Below are 18,153 nucleotides of genomic sequence, written 5' to 3'. Positions count from 1 at the left end.
CTGCCTGCTGCGCTCACCCTGCTCACGGCAGCTCCTGGCAGCTCACGGCTGCTTCGGCTCGGCGGGCTTCTCGGCAGGCTTTTCGGCGGACTCCTCGACAGGCTCCTCGGCGGGCTCGTCCGCCGCCGTCCCCGCGGGTTTCTCCGCAGGCTTCCCGGCGGGCCTCTCGGTGGGCTTCTCCGTGGGCCTCTCGGCGGGCTTCTCCACGGGCTTCCCGCCCCGCCCCATGACCTTGCCGACGCGCTCCCCGACGCCCCACGCCGTGACCCGCCACAGCGCCTCCACGAGGATGTCCCGGCTCATCTTGGAGTCGCCGAGCTCGCGCTCCACGAAGGTGATGGGCACCTCGACCACGTGGTAGCCGGCCCGGACCGCGCGGCGCGCCAGGTCGACCTGGAAGCAGTAGCCCTGCGAGGCGACGTCGTCGAGGCCGAGGCCCTCCAGGGTCTCGCGGCGGAAGGCGCGGTAGCCGCCGGTGACGTCGCGCAGCGGCAGATCGAGGGCGAGGCGCGAGTAGAGGCTGCCGCCGCGGGAGATGACCTCGCGGGACCTGGGCCAGTTCACCACCCGTCCGCCGGGCACCCAGCGGGAGCCGAGCACCAGGTCGGCGCCCTTCAGGGCGGTGAGGAGCCGGGGCAGTTCCTCGGGCTGGTGGGAGCCGTCGGCGTCCATCTCGACCAGTACGCCGTAGCCGTGCTCCAGGCCCCAGCGGAAGCCCGCCAGGTAGGCGGCGCCGAGACCCTCCTTGCCCTTGCGGTGCAGCACCTGGACGTGGTCGTCCACGGCGGCCAGCTCGTCGGCGAGCTTGCCCGTGCCGTCGGGGCTGTTGTCGTCGGCCACCAGGACGTGCGCCTCGGGGACGGCCTTGCGCACCCGGCCGACGATGCCCTTGATGTTCTCGGCCTCGTTGTAGGTCGGGATGATCACCAAGGCCGTGCCGAGCGGGCCGAACCGCCTCTCCTGGGCTCGTGCCGCGAGAGTCCCGTCGCCGTCGTTCACTGCTGCCCCTTCATGTCCGTACGCAGGGGACCACCATAGTGGTCCCGGCCTGCGCCGACGCGACGGCACGGAGGCCTGGGGGTGTGGATTCGGCAAGCGCCGGGTAGGCGCCCGGGTTCGGGCGACGGATCAGGGCCCGCCCGGGCCGCCCGGAGGGTTCGCAGGGCCGCCGTGCGGCGGATGGGGGCCCGGCGCCCTTCGGGCCGACCTGGGACCCGCTGGCTGCGGATCGTCCGAAAGCCGTTGTCTACTGAGCGCCCGGGCCCCACCCGGGTCACACCTCCCCGACCGGCCGGAACGTTCCTCGTCGCCGTGCCTGCGCTGAGCCTGGCTCCCAGTGGCGGTGCCCCGGTGCGGCGGCACACCGTCCCTGACCCAGCGGTGCGCCGCGACGCGTGCGCGGAGGTTCCCCGGTGGGGCGTCCGGTGGTGGACCCGCCAGAACCTACCGGCCCTCGGCCGCCGCCTGTCAACAGCCGTTTGACCTGCGGTTCACCGGCCGAAGGCCTGGTCAGCCCCGAGGATGCGCAGGTCGCGCGACGGGCGCCCGGCCGGCCGTCCGCGGCCGGGCGGCGCCGTAGATCACTCGCCCGGCCGTACGTAGACCGTCCGCCCGTCCACCACGGTGCGCAGACAGACGGGGAGGTCGCGGCCCGGCGTGAGGTCGGGCAGGCCGGGGGTGCCCGAACGCGGGTCGGTGGACCAGCGCGCGACGCGGTCGTCGGGGGCCTGCACGACCAGTTCCCCGGTGCGCCACACGGCGTAGTCCGCGGGCGCGCCCGGCACCAGGACACCCGCGTCGTCCCGTCCGACCGCCCGCCAGCCGCCCCGCGTATGCGCGGTGAACGCGGCGCGCACGGAAACCCGGTGCTCGGGCGTGCGGTGGAAGGCAGCGGCGCGCACCGTGCCCCACGGGTCCAGCGGGGTGACCGGGCTGTCGGAGCCGAAGGCGAGCGGGACACCTGCCTTCAGCAGGGCCGCGAACGGGTTCAGGGTGCGGGCCCGCTCGGCGCCGAGCCGCTGGGCGTACATGCCGTCCTCGCCGCCCCACAGCGCGTCGAACGCGGGCTGCACGGAGGCGGTCAGGCCGAGTTCGGCGAAGGCCGCGACGGTGTCCGGGGTGAGCATCTCGGCGTGTTCGACGCGGTGCCGGGCGGCGCGGACGCGGGCTGGGCCCACCTTGTCGGCGGCGGCGCGCACGCCCTCGACGACGGCGGTGACGGCGGCGTCGCCGATCGCGTGGAACCCGGCTTGGAGGCCCGCCTCGGTGCAGGCGACCACGTGGGCGGCGACGGCGGCGGCGTCCAGGTAGGCGGTGCCGGTGTGGCCCGCGTCGGCGTACGGGCGGTGCAGGCAGGCGGTGTGCGAGCCGAGGGCGCCGTCGACGAACAGGTCGCCGGCGGCACCGGCCGCGCCCAGCGCGCGGGCTCGGGCGATGCCCTCCTCGCCGTGCTCGGCCCAGTAGCCGACGACCCGCGGCCCCGGCTCCTCGGCGGCCAGCCGCAGCAGGCCCGCCAGGTCGTCCTCGGAGGAGATCTCCGGCCCCGCGCACTCGTGGAGGGTGCCGATGCCCAGCGAGGCGGCGTGCGCGAGGGTCGTGCGCTGGGCCTCGGCGCGCTGCGCGGGGGTGATGGCGGCGAGGGCGGCGGCGCGGACGGCGTGGTGCGCGTCGGCGGTGAGCGGGCCGTCCTCGCGGGGCACGCCGCCGGGGACGAGGTCGAGCAGGGCGGTGGTGACGACGGCGGAGTGCACGTCGATGCGGCTCAGGTAGAGGGGCCGGCCGCCGGTGGCCGCGTCGAGTTCCGCCCGTGTCGGCGGCTGCCCGCCGGGCCAGCGCGAGGCGTCCCAGCCGTGCCCGAGGAGGACCCGGTCGGCGGGGCGGGCGGCGGCGAAGGCGCGTACGAGGTCCAGGGCCTCCTCGCGCGTCGCGGCGCCGGACAGGTCGAGGCCGGTCAGGGCCAGTCCGGTGGACGTCGTGTGCACGTGGGCGTCGGTGAACGCGGGCGTGACGAGCGCCCCGTCGAGGTCGATCACCTCGTCGACGCCGTCCGCGAAGGCGTCGGCGGCGCCCTCGGAGCCGACCCAGGCGACCTGGCCGCGCTCCACGACCATCGCGGTCGCGAAGGGGTCGGCGGGGCTGTGGACCTCTCCGCGGCGGAGCAGGACGGTCTTCGGCGGGGCGGTGCGTTCACTCATGACGGACAGTGTCGCGCCTGGCCCGCGCGCACCGGAACGCAGGTCCGGCGCGCGCCGGGCGCCCGGCGGTCAGACGCGCGGGGGCCTGGCCTCGTACGCCGTCGACAGGACGACCGTCGTCCGGGTCGACACCCCCGCCAGGGACCGCAGCCGGGCCAGCAGTTCCTCCAGCTCGTGCGGCGTGGCCACGCGCACCTTGAGGATGTAGTTCTCCTCGCCAGCGACGCTGTGGCACGCCTCGATCTCCGGGACTCCGGCGAGCCGTTCGGCGATGTCGTCGGGGGCGCTGGGGTCGAACGGTTTCACCGAGATGAAGGCGGTGAGGGGCAGCCCGACGGCCTCGGGGTCGACGACCGCGGTGTAGCCGCGGATGACGCCGCGCTGTTCCAGGCGGCGCACCCGCTGGTGCACCGCCGACGTGGACAGGCCCGTGGCCTTGCCCAGGTCTGTGTAGCTCATCCGCCCGTCCGTGACGAGCAGCTGCACGATCTGACGGTCCAGCTCCTCCATGGCGCAAGAACCTACAGTGCGCTTGATCTCCGGGACACCTGAGCGGCCAGGTCATACCCGGTTCGTGATGTCGGCGGCGGCCCGACCGCGCGTCGGTCGCGGTGCCGGCGGAGGGCGGAGATCGCGTCCCGGCGGGCACCTGCGAGTGGCATGTGACGAACGCCACAGGCCAGGAACCGTCTCCGTGATGTTCTCGTGATTACCCGCGAGAGCGGACGGGAAGTGCTTGCTGTGGTCGAGGCCGCAGTGCCTTCACGGCCCAGCCCGAGGGGGAGAATCCCATGCAGAGTCTTAAGCGCCCTGGTCGTATCGCGCCCACGCGCCGGCAGCCCGTCGTCGAACCCGAGCCGGAGGGTGTCGAACCCGACGCCTTCGACGACGAGGAACCCGACACGTACGACACCTTCGAGATGTACCGGGTGATCTGCCCGGACTGCGCGCAGCCCATCGCGCTGCTGGCGGACGAGGAGGTCCTGCCGGAGCACGCGCTGTGCGCCACGCCGTGGAACCCGTTCGGCCTCACGGTCTGCGCCGGTACGGGCCGGCGCGCCACCGAGGCCCGCCCCGCGGACGAGTCCGTCGAGCCCCAGGAGCAGGACACCGCCCTGCTGTTGACGCTCCCGCAGGGGCTCGACTGGCGCAAGCAGCCGTTCTCGCACGTCGGCGGCCCGGGCTCGCGCCCGATGCGCGTGCCGACGATGCGCCGCCACGCCGCCTGAGGCGAGCGGCCCAAGCCGCTGGGTCCGGCGAGGAATTGACGGCGCGTCAACCCTGAGTGGCGCGTCGTCACCACATCCCGGGCGGCGGTGAACTCACACTCGATACCACCGGCCGGTGACCTGCCCGCCCGGGATCGCGTTGCCCAGGTATGACCCACACGCATTCGGCAGCCGGGCGTCCGCGCCGCGTGTTCGTCCCGCCGCCCGCAGGATCGGTTCCGCTCAGCCCTCCGCAGATTCCGGACCCGCCCATCTACCGCGACATGATGCGCACGTGGGCCGACCGCGGCCGCACCCTGCCGGGGCACCACGACCCGGAGTGGGTGCGGCTCGCGGCGCCCCTGCGCGGCCTCGCTCAGTTCAACGGGTCTCCGGACCCACGAGGTGACGGGCGATGACCATCCGCTGGATCTGGTTGGTGCCCTCCACGATCTGGAGCACCTTGGCCTCGCGCATGTAGCGCTCGGCCGGGAAGTCGGCGGTGTAGCCGTAGCCGCCGAGGATCTGCACGGCGTCCGTGGTGACCTGCATGGCCGTGTCGGTGCAGTGCAGCTTGGCCATGGCCGCCTGCTTCGAGAAGGGCCGCCCGGCGTCGCGCAGCCGCGCAGCCGCCAGGTACAGGGCGCGGCCCGCCTCGATCCGGGTCGCCATGTCGGCGAGCATGAAGCGCAGGCCCTGGAAGTCGGCGATGGGCCGGTTGAACTGCCGGCGCTCGGTGGCGTACGTGACGGCCTCGTCGAGGGCCGCCTGGGCCACGCCGATCGCGCAGGCCGCGATGCCGAGCCGGCCGGAGTCCAGCGCGGACAGGGCGATCGCGAAGCCCTGGCCCTCTTCGCCGAGGCGCCGGTCGTCGGACACGCGCACGCCGTCGAAGTGGACCTGCGCGGTGGGCGAGCCCTTCATGCCCATCTTCTTCTCCGGCGCGGCGGCGCTCAGGCCCTCCGCGTCGCCCGGCACCAGGAACGCCGTGATGCCGCGCGGGCCGTCCTCGCCGGTGCGGGCCATGACGGTGTAGAAGTCGGCGATGCCGCCGTGCGTGATCCAGGCCTTGGTGCCGGTGATCACCCACTCGTCGCCGTCCCGGACGGCCTTGGTGCGCAGGGAGGCCGCGTCCGAGCCGGAGGACGGCTCGGAGAGGCAGTAGGCGCCGAGCAGACCGCCACCCAGCATCGCGGGCAGATGCTCGACCTGCTGCTCCTTGGTGCCGTAGGACGCCAGGCCGTAGGAGGCGAGGGTGTGGACGCTGGCGCCGAGGCCGACGGTCAGGCGGGCGGCGGCGAGCTCCTCCAGGACCTGGAGGTAGACCTCGTACGGCTGGTCGCCGCCGCCGTACTCGGAGTCGTAGGGCAGGCCGAGCAGACCGGATTCGGAGAGCAGGGTGAAGACCTCGCGCGGGAAGCGGCCGGCGTCCTCCTCCTCGGCCACCTTCGGGGCGATCTCCCGCTGGGCGATGTCGCGGACCAGCGAGATCAGGTCCCGGGCCTCGTCCGTGGGCAGTTGCCGGTCCACCGGCTGCGGGGCGCGGTCGGGCATGGCGACGCTCTCCTCCCTGTCGGGCACATCGACGGATGCGCCTTAGGTGGGGCCGCTCCGCCAGGTCATTCCGATGCTCGGCCGAGGTCCCACCTCCGGGTCTCGGAAGCGGCTGACCAGCGGCTGTGCGCTGTGAGTATGCCTGATCACAGACTGCCAGTCACCAGTTAACGACCGCTTACTTCAAGATATCGCCAACAGCGCCGCGGGGCCATCGCCCGGGAGGCCCGGTCCCGCTGATCCGCCGGGGGCAAGCGGACGGACTTGGTCCGCACCATTGACGCGAGTGGTCTAGTCCTCCTACGGTTTCGCTGCGCAATCGCTTCAACGCGTCCATGTCAATCGGCGCGTGTTCCCCTCTCCCCCACGAGGTGACACCCGATGCACAACTCCCCCCACCCCCGCCCCCGTCTCCGAGGGCTCCTGGCGGCCGTCGGCTGCGTGGCCCTCGGCGCCGGGCTGCTGGCCGGCGCCGGCTCCGCGACCGCCACCCCCACGGCCGGGAAGTCCGAGGCGGCCGCCGGTTCCAAGGTCGTCGGCTACTTCACGGAATGGGGCACCTACGACCGCAAGTACTACGTCAAGAACATCGAGACGTCGGGCTCCGCGGACAGGCTGACGCACATCAACTACTCGTTCGGCAACGTCACCGGCGGCAAGTGCGCGATGGGCGACGCCTACGCGGCGACCGACCGGGCGTACACCGCGGCCGAGTCCGTCGACGGCGTGGCCGACACCTGGGACCAGCCGCTGCGCGGCAACTTCAACCAGCTCCTCAAGCTGAAGAAGCAGCACCCCGACCTCAAGGTCCTGTGGTCCTTCGGCGGCTGGACCTGGTCGGGCGGCTTCGCCGAGGCCGCGAAGGACCCGGCCGCGTTCGCCCAGTCCTGCTACGACCTGGTCGAGAACTCCCAGTGGGCCGACGTCTTCGACGGCATCGACATCGACTGGGAGTACCCGAACGCCTGCGGCGCGACCTGCGACACCAGCGGCCGGGACTCCTTCCCGAAGCTGATGTCGGCGCTGCGCGCCAAGTTCGGCCCCGACTACCTGGTCACCGCGGCGATCACCGCCGACGCCACCGACGGCGGCAAGATCGACGCGGCGGACTACGCGGGCGCCGCACAGTACGTCGACTGGTACAACCCGATGACGTACGACTACTTCGGCGCCTGGGAGGCGGCCGGGCCGACCGCCCCGCACTCGCCGCTGACCTCGTACGACGGCATCCCGAAGCAGAACTACGACACCTCGGCCACGATCGCCAAGCTCAAGGGCCTGGGTGTGCCGGCCGAGAAGCTGCTGCTCGGCATCGGCTTCTACGGCCGCGGCTGGACCGGCGTCACGCAGGACGCGCCCGGCGGCACCGCGACCGGACCGGCGGCGGGCTCCTACGAGCAGGGCATCGAGGACTACAAGGTGCTCAAGGACAAGTGCCCGGCGACCGGCACGGTGGGCGGCACCGCCTACGCCAAGTGCGGGAACGACTGGTGGAGTTATGACACCCCGGCCACGATCGCCGGCAAGATGACCTACAAGAACGAGCAGGGGCTCGGCGGCACGTTCTTCTGGGAGCTGAGCGGCGACACCGCGGACGGTGAGCTGATCAGGGCGATCAACTAGGCGACAGCGGGGAGCGGTTGGGGGCGGAGGCCGACGGTTTCCGCCCCTTCCTCATGCGTGACGGCGGGCGGGCTCCGGAGCCGGGTGGGCGGGGTCCAGCTCCTCGATGGCGCGCAGGGTGCCGCCGAGCATCCTGACCAGCAGGTCGCTCATGGTCTCGCGGGGCAGGGCGGGGCGGTCGATCCAGTCGAGGGTGGCGCCCTCGACGGCGCACACCCAGCCGAGCAGCCCCATGCGCGCCGGCGGCGCGATGTCCCGGCGGCCGTACGCCCCTTCGGCGATGGTGGCGACGATGGCCTCCCGCACGCCGTCCCGGATGGCGTGCACCTCGGCGTCGAAGCCGACGCCGCCGCTGACGATCGCGCGGTAGGCGGCCTGGTTGTGCTCGGCGTAGCGCAGGTAGCTGTCGATGGTGCGGTACACCCGGTCCGTCGCGGGCAGTTCGACGCCGCTCGCGGCGAGGGCCACCAGGCCGGCGACCGCGTCCTGGATGATCGCCAGGTAGTAGCCGCGCTTGGACTGGAAGTAGTAGTAGATCAGCCCTTTGGCGACATGCGCGTGCCGGGCGATGTCGTCCATCGAGAGCGCGTCGTAGGACGTGTCGGCGAACAACTTCCGGCCTATGGCGATGAGTTCGGCACGGCGCGCCAGGGATCGTTCGGTGCCGCGTGCCCGGTGGGGGCGCACGGCGCCTTGCTGGCTGACGTTCAATTTCGACCCTGGTCTCCAACGGGCGGCGGGAAATCCGCAGTATGGCAGACCGGCGTCACCTGCTTGTTCGACGCGGATTCGACAGTACCGCCGGAGAGGACATGCCCGGCGGACGCGCCGGCGGACCCGTCGGATCCGGCGCCGCGGCGGACGCGGTCAGAGCAGGCCGAGCTGGGTGACGAGCATCGCGACGACCACCACGAGGACCCAGCCCATGGCGTGCTCCAGGATCTGCGGGCCGTCGTCCTTGGGGCCGCCGGTACGGACACGGACGGCTGCGGCTGAGTTCGCGGTCATGGTCTCTCGCTGGTGTTCGGCGTGCAGTGGACTCCCCTCAGGGACTGTCCACCTTGCCACCGTGAGCGGCTTTTGCGGCGGAGACGTTGGTCACACGGAACAGGGCCCCGGGAAACCGGGGCCCTGTTGCGGCGGCCGGGATCAGCGCACGCCCACCGCCGCGAGCGCCTCGCGCTGGCGCGGGGTCGGGCGCGCCGGGAAGTACAGGTAGCAGACGCCGCCCGTGCCGGAGACGACCTTGCCGCTGGCGTTGTACCGCTTCGTCCGGAGCCAGATGTTCTCGAACTCGCGCCGCTTGTAGACGCGCCGCACCGCCTCGTTGCTGGGCGACGCCGGGTCGTTGGCGATCACGTCGCCGTCGGGCGTGAAGCCGATCACGGTCATCAGGTGCCCGGAGGTTCCGTAGCCCGCCCCGGTCAGCTCCTCCGCGCGGAACGACTGGGACGTTATGGCCGGGATGCCCGCCGCGATCAGGGTCTCCACGTCGGTGAGCGAGCCGAGCCGGGTGACGACGCCCTGGATGCCGTCGAAGGTGGCGGCGTAGGCGGCGTTGAACGGCCAGTTCCCGCAGCCGGCGTACTGGTAGTCGTAGGTGTACCGGGCCGCGTGGCACACCTGCGGGTCGGCGAAGGCCGGGTCGACCCAGGACAGCTGCTCGGGGGTGAGACGGCCGCCCCAGTACTCGATGATCATCTGGGAGGACGTGGGGCTGCACCAGGCCTCGCCGCCGTTGTCGTACTCCGGGTACTGGCCCTTGTGGATCTCCTGCGAGTAGCGCGGTACGGCCAGTTCCCGGGCCACGCCGGGCGTGGAGGCCGGGACGGTGAAGCGGTCGGGAACGTCGGAGCCCATCGCGCCGAGCCGCCACACGGTGGGCGTCAGCCGCGTGCCGGGCCTGCGGTAGAGGGTGAGCCGCAGCCGGTACGAGACGAGGCACAGCCCGGAGGCCGCGTCGTCCACGGCGAGGGTGTCCGTCCCCACGCTGCTCTTGCCGTCGCCCTGGTCGTCGACCGAGGTCCGCCGGATGTCCTTGTCCCCCGCGGCCCAGCGGCCCATCACGTACCAGGGCGTGTCCGTGCCGTCGGAGTAGGTGCCCCGCAACTCGACCTGGAGCCAGGTCCCGTCGGGCGTGTGGGCGTTCCAGGAGGCGATGGCCTCGGTGGCGGGGACGGCGAGCCGGTGGACGGGGGACGTCCAGGTGGCGTACTCCCAGGCGGCGGTGGTGCCGGTGTGCGGGTCGGTGTGGTCGACCGTTCCGGCGGGGCTCGCGATGGCGACGCCGGGGCGGGCGCCGGCGACGACACGCGTGCCCTTGGCGGTGCCGCCGCGCCAGTCGAGGTACGAGGTCCAGGCCCGGTTGTCGACGGGGTGGGCCGGCGCCCCGCCCGGGTCGGCGGCGTCGGCGCCGCCCGTGTCGGCGACCGCGGTGCCCGCGCCGGCGGCGACCGCCGCGGCGAGGGCGACGGTCAGCACGGTGCGGCGGGACGGCTGTTCGGCTCTGCTCATGGGCGGAAGACCCCCAGGTGTGATGGAGTCGGGCAGGTCCGTTGGACGGGTGTGCGCCAACTATGGACGCCCGCCGCCGGGTCCGGCCAGCACTTCGGCCCATGCCACGCCGAGCAATATTGGCCTCTACCAGTGGCATGACCTGCCGCGCGGCACACGCCCCGGCCCACGCCCCGCACCGGCCCCCGCCGTTACAGTGCTGGGGCCCTCGTCCGACCCGTACCGCCTCCAGGAATCCGCCATTCACGCTCTCGCCTCCGCGATCCGCCGCCTCCCGCCGTCCTGCGGGCCGGTCCGCCTGATCGGCGTCGACGGGCACGCCGGCTCCGGAAAGTCCACGTTCGCCGGGCAGTTGGCCGCCGCGCTGGACGACGCCCCGGTGCTGCATCTCGACGACATCGCCAGCCACGACGCGCTGTTCGACTGGACGGGACGGCTGCGGGAACAGGTGATCGAGCCGCTCGGCCGCGGTGAGAGCGCGCACTACGCCCCCTACGACTGGCGGGCCGGGCACTTCGGTCCGCCCCGCGCGCTGCCGCCGGCGCCGGTGGTCCTCGTGGAGGGCGTCGGCGCGGGCCGCCGGGCGCTGCGCCCGCACCTTGCGCTGCTGCTGTGGATGGAGGTGCCGCGCGAGGAGGCGTGGCGGCGCGGACGGGAGCGGGACGGCGAGGAGCAGCGGGAGTTCTGGGCCGGGTGGGTCGAGGCGGAACGCCGGCACTTCGCCCAGGACCCGTCCCGGCCCTTCGCGGACCTTCTGGTACGGCAGCGAAATCGGGGATTCGAGGTACTGCCGGGCCCCGTGAGGACACCGGCCATCGACCAGCCCTTCACTCACGGTGACGGACCGCACCCGATGTGGTGAAACTGTGAAAAGCCCGGTCGGGAGAACTTCTCCGAGTGCCCCAACTCGGCTTGACCGGCGGGCCGTACAGGACTTACGTTCTGAATGTGCGGTCTCTGGACGACCGCCGACAGACGCGAAGCCCCCGGTTGTTCCCCCGTGATCGGGGGCTTCGTTCTGTCCTCATCACCTTCCAGGCACCCTTTCCGGACGCCGACGGACCCCGCACGCTCACCCTGGGTCACCGTCCGGCGTGCGCCCCATGTGCTCCCACCTCGCCGAACGGCCTGTGCGGCACCCTTCGGCAGGGCGTCACCGCGCGGGTACGATGCCCTCGGTGCGATCTACCGGACGGCTGCTCGGGCACCTGCAACTCCGTTCCGCAGCACAGTGGTTCGACCAAAGGCGGCCCTCGGGCGACGGCTCGGCGGCATACCGACGGGGGCACGGTTCGTGGGGGACGTGATGGACTTCGGCACCCAGGGCCCCGAGGGCCCGGCCGACCTCGCCTGGCTGAGAGGCGTGGACGCCTACACCATGGGCGCGTATCCGCAGGCCGAGGAGGAGTTCCGGACGGCGGTGCGACTGGACCCGGCGATGGCGGACGGCTGGCTCGGGCTGCACGCGCTGCGCGTCGACACGACGACCGCGCTGCTGCGGATGCACCGGCACCGGGACCGCTTCGGCGAGCAGCGCGCCCGGCACCGCCGCTCCCTCAACTCCTGGTACTGGCTGGGCTGGTGGGTGCAGCCCGTCCTGGAGAGCCCCCGGGACCTGCTGCTCGCGCACGCCTCGCACTGGCTGGACGGCCGGCACGTACCCGAGCTGGACCGGGCGCTCGCGGGCCTGCCGCCCGTCGACACCGACCCCCAGGTCCGCTTCCTGCACGCCTGCCGCGCCTACCTCGTCAAGGACTGGGAACAGCTCGTCCGGCACACCGACCCGCTCCTCGACGACCCGCTGCTCGGCATCGAGGCGGGCCTGTTCGGCGGCATGGCCCGGGTGCGCCTGGAGATGTACGGACAGGCCGAACCGCTGCTGTCGGCGGCCCTGATGCGCTGCCGCAGCGAGCAGCCCCAGCGCAAGGAACTGCGCTACTGGCTGGCCCGCGCCCACGAGGGCACCGGCCGGTCGGCGGCGGCCCTCCCCCTGTACCGGGCGGTGCACCGCGTCGACCCGGCGTTCATGGACACCTCCGCGCGGCTCGCGGCGATCGCCGAGGGCGACGGGTACGACGACCCCGCCGACCTCGCGGCGATCACGCTGACCGGCGCCGGCCAGGACATCGTGGACGGCCCGGACCTCCTCGACCCGCTGTACGGCACCGAGGGGCGCGACCTCAAGCCGGGCCCGCCGCCGTCCGCTCCCCTGCCGTCGGTCCCGGACCGGGCGGTGCGCGAGAAGACCGGCCCGCCCGCGCAGTCGCTGCCCTCGGGACCCACCGACCCGGAGCTGCTGCGGGAGGCGCTCGCCGAGCTGGAGCGCATGGTGGGCCTGGAGCCCGTCAAGCGCCAGGTCAAGGCGCTGTCGGCGCAGTTGAACATGGCCAGGCTGCGGGCCGGGCAGGGGCTGCCCGTGCAGCCGCCCAAGCGGCACTTCGTCTTCTCCGGCCCGTCCGGCACCGGCAAGACCACGGTGGCCCGCATCCTGGGCCGGGTCTTCTACGCCCTCGGGCTGCTCGGCGGGGACCACCTCGTGGAGGCGCAGCGGGCCGACCTCGTCGGCGAGTACCTCGGGCAGACGGCCGTGAAGGCCAACGAGCTGATCGACTCCGCGCTCGGCGGGGTCCTCTTCGTCGACGAGGCGTACTCACTGTCCAACTCCGGGTACGGCAAGGGCGACGCGTACGGGGACGAGGCGTTGCAGGTGCTGCTGAAGCGGGCCGAGGACAACCGGGACCATCTCGTGGTGATCCTCGCCGGGTACCCGGAGGGCATGGACCGGCTGCTCGCCGCCAACCCGGGGCTGTCCTCCCGCTTCACGACGCGCGTCGACTTCCCCTCGTACCGGCCGGCGGAGCTCACCGAGATCGGCAAGGTCCTCGCCGCGGAGAACGGCGACGAGTGGGACGCGGAGGCGCTGGACGAGCTGCGGGCGCTGGCCGGGCACGTCGTCGACCAGGGCTGGATCGACGAGCTGGGCAACGGGCGGTTCCTGCGGACGCTGTACGAGAAGAGCTGCGCCTACCGGGATCTGCGGTTGTCCGCGTACCCGGGAGTGCTGACCCGGGAGGATCTGGCCACCCTGCGGTTGCCGGACCTCATGCAGGCGTACGGGGAAGTGCTGTCGGGGCGGGGACCGCAGGACCCCTCGGCCCTCTGAGGTGCCGCCCCGAGCAGCGGTGTCCGTCCGCGCACTAGGTCGCCGTCAGCGCCTCCCGGTGGGCCGGGTCGCGGACCTCGCCCACCAGCAGTTCCAGGACGTCCTCCAGGGCGACCAGGCCGAGGACGCGACCGGAGGCGTCCGTGACCTGGGCCAGGTGGGTGGCCGCCCTGCGCATCACCGTCAGGGCGTCGTCCAGGGGGAGTTCCGGCCTGAGCGTGGTCATGGGACGCCAGATCTGCTGGGGCACCGCGCGCTCGGAGTCCTCCAGGTCAAGGACGTCCTTCACGTGCAGGTAGCCCATGAAGGCGCCGCCGTCCGCGGCGATCGGGAAGCGGGAGTACCCGGTGCGCGCGGTGAGCTCGACGATCCGGCCGGGCGTGACCGACGGGCTGACCGTGACCAGTGACTCGCGCTTGAGCAGGACGTCCGTGACGGGTCGGGAGCCCAGTTCGAGAGCGTCCTCCAGGCGTTCCTGCTCCTCCGGGTCGAGGAGGCCGGCCTGGCCGGAGTCCTCCACCAGCCGGTTGAGCTGCTCGCTCGTGAAGACGGCCTCGACCTCGTCCTTCGGCTCGACCCGGAACAGCCTGAGGACGCCCTGGGCGCAGGCGCCGAGCGCCACCGTGACCGGCCCGCACAGGCGGGCGAAGGCGACCAGGCCGGGGCCGAGCCACAGCGCGGCCTTCTCCGGCGCCGCCATCGCCAGGTTCTTCGGGACCATCTCGCCGATGACGAGGTGGAAGAAGACGACGGTGGCGAGGGCGATGACGTAACCCAGCGGGTGGATCATCGCGTGCGGCAGGTGGACCCAGGCGAAGACCGGCTCCAGCAGGTGCGCCACCGTCGGCTCGGCGACCGCGCCGAGGGTCAGCGAGCAGACGGTGATGCCGAACTGGGCGGCGGCCATCATCTGGGGCAGGCGCTCCAGACCGTGCAGGACCTGGCGGGCCCGTGCCGTGCCGAGCGGTTCGATCTGGCTGCGGCGCACGGAGACGAGCGCGAACTCGGCGCCCACGAAGAAGCCGTTGGCGAGCACGAGCAGCGCGGCGAAGAGCAGTTGCAGCACACTCATCGGGCCGCCTCCACGGCCGGGGCGGTCGACTCCACGACGGGAGCCGTCCGCACGATCCGTACCCGCTCGGCGCGGTAGTGGCCGACCTGGCGCACCGACAGCCGCCAGCCGGGCAGTTCGGCCTTGTCGCCGACGGCCGGGATCCGGCCGAGCAGGTCGGCGACCAGGCCGGCGACCGTCTCGTACGGGCCTTCGGGCGCGGTGAGGCCGATGCGCCGGAGCACGTCGACGCGGCAGCCGCCGTCGGCGTCCCAGGCGGGCCTGCCGTCCTCGGGCGGGACGGCGGCGAGTTCGGGCAGGTCGTGCCCGTCGTGCTCGTCGCGCACCTCGCCGACGATCTCCTCGACGATGTCCTCCAGCGTGACGACGCCGGCGGTGCCGCCGTACTCGTCCACGACGACCGCGATGGGCTGCTCGCTGCGCAGCCGGGTGAGCAGCGGCCGTACGGGCAGTGTCTCGGGGACGAGGAGGGCCGGGCGGGCGATGCGGCCCACGGGGGTGCGCAGCCGGTCGCCCACGGGCACGGCCAGGGCGTCCTTGAGGTGGACCATGCCGACGATCTCGTCGATCTTCTCCCGGTACACGGGGAAGCGGGACAGTCCGGTGGCCCGGGTGAGGTTGACGACGTCCTCGGCGGTCGCCGACGACTGCAGGGCGCTGACCTTCACACGCGGGGTCATCACGTGCTGCGCGGTCAGCTCGCCCAGGGACAGGGTGCGGACGAACAGGTCGGCCGTGTCCTGTTCCAGGGCGCCGGCCCGGGCGGAGTGCCGGGCCAGGGAGACCAGTTCGCCCGGGGTGCGGGCGGAGGCCAGTTCGTCGGCGGGCTCGAAGCCGAGGGCGCGTACGAGCCGGTTCGCGACGGCGTTGAGCCCGGCGATCACCGGGCGGAACAGGCGCGCGAAGGCGTGCTGCGGGCCGGCGACGAAGCGCGCGACCTGCATGGGCCGGGACACCGCCCAGTTCTTGGGCACGAGTTCGCCGATCACCATCTGCACGGCCGAGGCCAGCAGCATGCCGACGACGACGGCCACGCCGGACACCGCGCCGTCGGGCACGCCGACCGCGGTGACGGGGCCGCTGAGCACGGCGGCCAGCGCCGGTTGGGCGAGCATGCCGACGACGAGGGAGGTGATGGTGATGCCGAGTTGGGTGCCGGAGAGCTGGAAGGACAGCTCCCTGAGCGACTCGACGACCCGGCGGGCGCGTCGGTCGCCGTCGGCGGCGGCCTGTTCGGCCTCGGCGCGTTCGACGGTCACCAGGCCGAACTCGGCCGCGACGAAGAAGCCGTTGGCGAGGATGAGCAGGAACGCGGCTGCCAGGAGCAGCAGGGGGATGGTCATGATGCCGCCGCCTCCGCGTGGGCGCGGACCGGGTCCGCGCTATGTCGGCAGGGGGCGGCGCAGGTACTGCAGGACGATCCGTCCATCGCCGGAGAGGGTCACTCCTCGGATAGCTGGAGCCCCTGGGCACCGGGCGGGGCGACAGGGGCGGAGGCGCGACGACACGCCTCCGCCGACAGAATATTCAAGACAGGGGCAAGTGCGGCAGGGTGGGCGGCTCCGATCGGAGGCCGATCGGAGCCGGGCGGGCCTCCGGCGGGCGCCGGTGTGGTCCGCGTCAGCCCCGCGGGGCCTCGGGACCGGCGCCGGACCGGGCTTCGACGAGCGCCCTGAGCGCCCGCGCGTCGGCGACGGCGCGCTCCCGGGCGATGCCCGGCTGGATGCCGAGCGCGGGCAGGCTGGTGCCGTCGCTGAGGTTCAGGAACACCCACGGGTCACCGGGCCGGAGGTTCACCGACACGATCTCCGCCCACTCCAGGCGCCGCTTGGTGGTCAGGTTGACGACGGTGACGCCGGACTCCTCGGCGAGGACCTTCGGCCGGGCCAGCACCAGCATCACACCGGCGAGCAGGGCCGCCGTCAGGACGAAGCTGGCGCGCTCCCCCGGTCCGAGCGGCTTCAGCAGCAGGCCGACGGCCGTGACGACCACGAAGATCGCGACGGCCGCGGTGAGCATGATCCCTCGGGTCCGGGCAGGCCGGAACGTGACGGGAAGGTCGGGCAGATCGGACATCGGGGCGTCCTTCAGAGCCGGCAGGCGTGGATGGCCGTCGTGAGGATGGCGCGGGCGCCGATCTCGTACAGGTCGTCCATGATCCGCTGCGCCTCCTTGGCGGGGACCATCGCCCGGACGGCGACCCAGCCCTCGTTGTGCAGCGGGGACACGGTCGGGGACTCCAGGCCGGGGGTCAGCGCGACGGCCTTCTCCAGCTGCTCGACCCGGCAGTCGTAGTCCATCATCACGTACGTCCGGGCCACCAGGACGCCCTGGAGGCGGCGCAGGAACTGCTGCACCTTGGGCTCGTCGGGGTCCGAGCCGGTGCGGCGGATGACGACGGCCTCGGACTTCATGATCGGCTCGCCGATGACCTCCAGGCCCGCGTTGCGCAGCGAGGTGCCGGTCTCCACGACGTCCGCGATGACCTCGGCGACGCCCAGTTCGATGGCGGTCTCCACGGCGCCGTCGAGGTGGACGACGGAGGCGTCGATGCCGTTGTCGGCGAGGTGCTTGGCGACGATGCCCTCGTAGGAGGTGGCGACCGTCATGCCGTTCAGGTCCGTGACGCCGCTCGCGGTGCCGGGCTTGGTGGCGTAGCGGAACGTGGAGCGGGCGAAGCCGAGCGGGAGGATCTCCTCGGCGTTGGCGCCGGAGTCGATCAGCAGGTCGCGGCCGGTGATGCCGATGTCGAGCTTGCCGGAGGAGACGTAGATCGCGATGTCGCGGGGGCGGAGGTAGAAGAACTCGACCTCGTTCTCCGGGTCGACGATGCGCAGTTCCTTGGACTCGCGGCGCTGCTGGTAGCCGGCCTCATGCAGCATCTCCCCCGCAGGTCCGGAGAGGGAACCCTTGTTGGGGATGGCGATGCGCAGCATGAGGTCGGCTTCCTTCGCGTGGTGTGGGGTGGGAACGGGTGCGGTTCAGAGGTGGGCGTAGACGTCGTCCAGGGAGATCCCGCGGGCGACCATCATCACCTGGACGTGGTACAGCAGCTGCGAGATCTCCTCGGCGGCCGCTTCCTTGCCCTCGTACTCGGCGGCCATCCAGACCTCGGCGGCCTCTTCGACGACCTTCTTGCCGATGGCGTGTACGCCCTTGTCCACCAGTTCCGCGGTGCGGGAGGTGGCGGGATCGCCGTGGGCGGCCTTGTGCTGGAGCTCGGTGAAGAGCTCCTCGAACGTCTTCTTGGACATGGTGCTGCTAACCCTACGCGCTCTTGGAGGTGGCTCAGCGCCAGGGTTCGGATACCGAACGCAGCGTGGCAGCGGTCGCCACGGCGGCCGTCACCGCCTCGTGTCCCTTGTCCTCGTTCGAGCCGGGCAGACCGGCGCGGTCCAGGGCCTGCTCCTCGGTGTCGCAGGTCAGCACGCCGAAGCCGACGGGAACGCCGGTCTCGACGGACACCTGGGTGAGGCCCTGCGTGACGCCCTGGCAGACGTACTCGAAGTGGGGGGTGCCGCCGCGGATGACGACGCCGAGGGCGACGATCGCGTCGTAGCCGCGCCCGGCGAGGACCTTGGCGACCACGGGGAGCTCGAAGCTGCCCGGGACGCGCAGCAGGGTCGGCTCGTCGATGCCGAGTTCGCGCAGGGCGCGCAGGGCGCCGTCCACCAGGCCGTCCATCACCTTGTCGTGCCACTGCGCCGCGATGACGGCGACCCTGAGGTCCCCGACGTTCTGTACGGACAGTTCCGGTGCGCCCTTGCCGCTCACGTTCTTCGTCTCCTCGGTGCCTGGTGTGCTGTTTCGCTGTGCTGTCGCCGG

At 72.7% G+C, this 18,153-nt stretch carries 17 protein-coding genes; 4 read left to right on the top strand and 13 right to left on the bottom strand.

The window, feature by feature from the left end; translation table 11 throughout:
* Positions 1 to 42: 42 nt before the first annotated feature.
* The 3 genes from QC282_RS23725 to QC282_RS23715 form a co-directional block, all read right to left on the bottom strand.
* The gene (locus QC282_RS23725; protein WP_279551577.1) at positions 43 to 999 is read right to left on the bottom strand and encodes a glycosyltransferase; all 957 of its coding nucleotides are present in this window, start codon (positions 997 to 999) and stop codon (positions 43 to 45) included.
* Between the two features lie 581 nt (positions 1,000 to 1,580).
* Complete coding sequence (locus QC282_RS23720) at positions 1,581 to 3,194, bottom strand: amidohydrolase (RefSeq protein WP_279551576.1); 1,614 nt, start codon at positions 3,192 to 3,194, stop codon at positions 1,581 to 1,583.
* Between the two features lie 69 nt (positions 3,195 to 3,263).
* Entirely contained in the window at positions 3,264 to 3,704 is a 441-nt protein-coding gene (locus QC282_RS23715) for an Lrp/AsnC family transcriptional regulator (protein WP_279551575.1), read from the bottom strand.
* Between the two features lie 281 nt (positions 3,705 to 3,985).
* Between QC282_RS23715 and QC282_RS23710 the strand changes: the two genes are divergently transcribed.
* Positions 3,986 to 4,423, top strand: coding sequence for a hypothetical protein (locus tag QC282_RS23710; protein WP_279551574.1), 438 nt, complete (start codon positions 3,986 to 3,988; stop codon positions 4,421 to 4,423).
* Between the two features lie 360 nt (positions 4,424 to 4,783).
* Here the strand turns inward: QC282_RS23710 and QC282_RS23705 are convergent, their stop codons facing one another.
* Positions 4,784 to 5,956, bottom strand: a complete 1,173-nt coding sequence (locus QC282_RS23705; RefSeq protein ID WP_279551573.1) for an acyl-CoA dehydrogenase family protein — start codon at positions 5,954 to 5,956, stop codon at positions 4,784 to 4,786.
* A 381-nt stretch (positions 5,957 to 6,337) separates the two neighbouring features.
* On the opposite strand from QC282_RS23705, the gene QC282_RS23700 reads away from it, so the two are divergent.
* Positions 6,338 to 7,579 carry a glycoside hydrolase family 18 protein gene (locus QC282_RS23700; RefSeq protein WP_279551572.1) on the top strand — a complete coding sequence of 414 codons (1,242 nt, stop codon included), beginning with the start codon at positions 6,338 to 6,340 and terminating at the stop codon, positions 7,577 to 7,579.
* A gap of 51 nt (positions 7,580 to 7,630) precedes the next feature.
* Here the strand turns inward: QC282_RS23700 and QC282_RS23695 are convergent, their stop codons facing one another.
* The 3 genes from QC282_RS23695 to QC282_RS23685 form a co-directional block, all read right to left on the bottom strand.
* Entirely contained in the window at positions 7,631 to 8,290 is a 660-nt protein-coding gene (locus QC282_RS23695) for a helix-turn-helix domain containing protein (RefSeq protein WP_279551571.1), read from the bottom strand.
* A 156-nt stretch (positions 8,291 to 8,446) separates the two neighbouring features.
* Entirely contained in the window at positions 8,447 to 8,587 is a 141-nt protein-coding gene (locus QC282_RS23690) for an SCO1431 family membrane protein (protein WP_279551570.1), read from the bottom strand.
* Positions 8,588 to 8,728: 141 nt separating this feature from the next.
* Positions 8,729 to 10,093, bottom strand: a complete 1,365-nt coding sequence (locus QC282_RS23685; RefSeq protein WP_279551569.1) for a peptidase C39 family protein — start codon at positions 10,091 to 10,093, stop codon at positions 8,729 to 8,731.
* A 196-nt stretch (positions 10,094 to 10,289) separates the two neighbouring features.
* On the opposite strand from QC282_RS23685, the gene QC282_RS23680 reads away from it, so the two are divergent.
* Positions 10,290 to 10,955, top strand: coding sequence for a hypothetical protein (locus QC282_RS23680; protein ID WP_279551568.1), 666 nt, complete (start codon positions 10,290 to 10,292; stop codon positions 10,953 to 10,955).
* A gap of 444 nt (positions 10,956 to 11,399) precedes the next feature.
* Positions 11,400 to 13,256 carry an AAA family ATPase gene (locus QC282_RS23675; protein ID WP_279551600.1) on the top strand — a complete coding sequence of 619 codons (1,857 nt, stop codon included), beginning with the start codon at positions 11,400 to 11,402 and terminating at the stop codon, positions 13,254 to 13,256.
* A gap of 34 nt (positions 13,257 to 13,290) precedes the next feature.
* On the opposite strand, the gene QC282_RS23670 is transcribed toward QC282_RS23675, so the two are convergent.
* The 6 genes from QC282_RS23670 to ribH all read right to left on the bottom strand — a co-directional run bounded on the left by QC282_RS23670 (position 13,291) and on the right by ribH (position 18,102).
* On the bottom strand, positions 13,291 to 14,328 hold the full coding sequence (locus QC282_RS23670) for a hemolysin family protein (protein ID WP_279551567.1): 1,038 nt from the start codon (positions 14,326 to 14,328) through the stop codon (positions 13,291 to 13,293).
* Positions 14,325 to 15,671, bottom strand: coding sequence for a hemolysin family protein (locus QC282_RS23665; RefSeq protein WP_279551566.1), 1,347 nt, complete (start codon positions 15,669 to 15,671; stop codon positions 14,325 to 14,327). The genes QC282_RS23670 and QC282_RS23665 overlap by 4 nt, the downstream gene beginning before the upstream one ends.
* Before the next feature lie 277 nt (positions 15,672 to 15,948).
* Positions 15,949 to 16,404 carry a PH domain-containing protein gene (locus QC282_RS23660; protein WP_279551565.1) on the bottom strand — a complete coding sequence of 152 codons (456 nt, stop codon included), beginning with the start codon at positions 16,402 to 16,404 and terminating at the stop codon, positions 15,949 to 15,951.
* An 11-nt stretch (positions 16,405 to 16,415) separates the two neighbouring features.
* Positions 16,416 to 17,264, bottom strand: coding sequence for an ATP phosphoribosyltransferase (gene hisG, locus QC282_RS23655; protein WP_279551564.1), 849 nt, complete (start codon positions 17,262 to 17,264; stop codon positions 16,416 to 16,418).
* Between the two features lie 45 nt (positions 17,265 to 17,309).
* Positions 17,310 to 17,582 carry a phosphoribosyl-ATP diphosphatase gene (locus QC282_RS23650; RefSeq protein WP_004990764.1) on the bottom strand — a complete coding sequence of 91 codons (273 nt, stop codon included), beginning with the start codon at positions 17,580 to 17,582 and terminating at the stop codon, positions 17,310 to 17,312.
* A 34-nt stretch (positions 17,583 to 17,616) separates the two neighbouring features.
* A complete protein-coding gene (gene ribH, locus QC282_RS23645) occupies positions 17,617 to 18,102 on the bottom strand; it encodes a 6,7-dimethyl-8-ribityllumazine synthase (RefSeq protein ID WP_279551563.1) in 486 nt (161 codons plus the stop codon).
* Between the last annotated feature and the right edge of the window lie 51 nt (positions 18,103 to 18,153).

The sequence above is a fragment of the Streptomyces sp. DH24 genome (assembly GCF_029813775.1).
In the GTDB taxonomy this organism is placed as follows: domain Bacteria; phylum Actinomycetota; class Actinomycetes; order Streptomycetales; family Streptomycetaceae; genus Streptomyces.
Note: the sequence above shows the minus strand (reverse complement) of the source record. Positions and strands in the feature narration are given on the sequence as shown.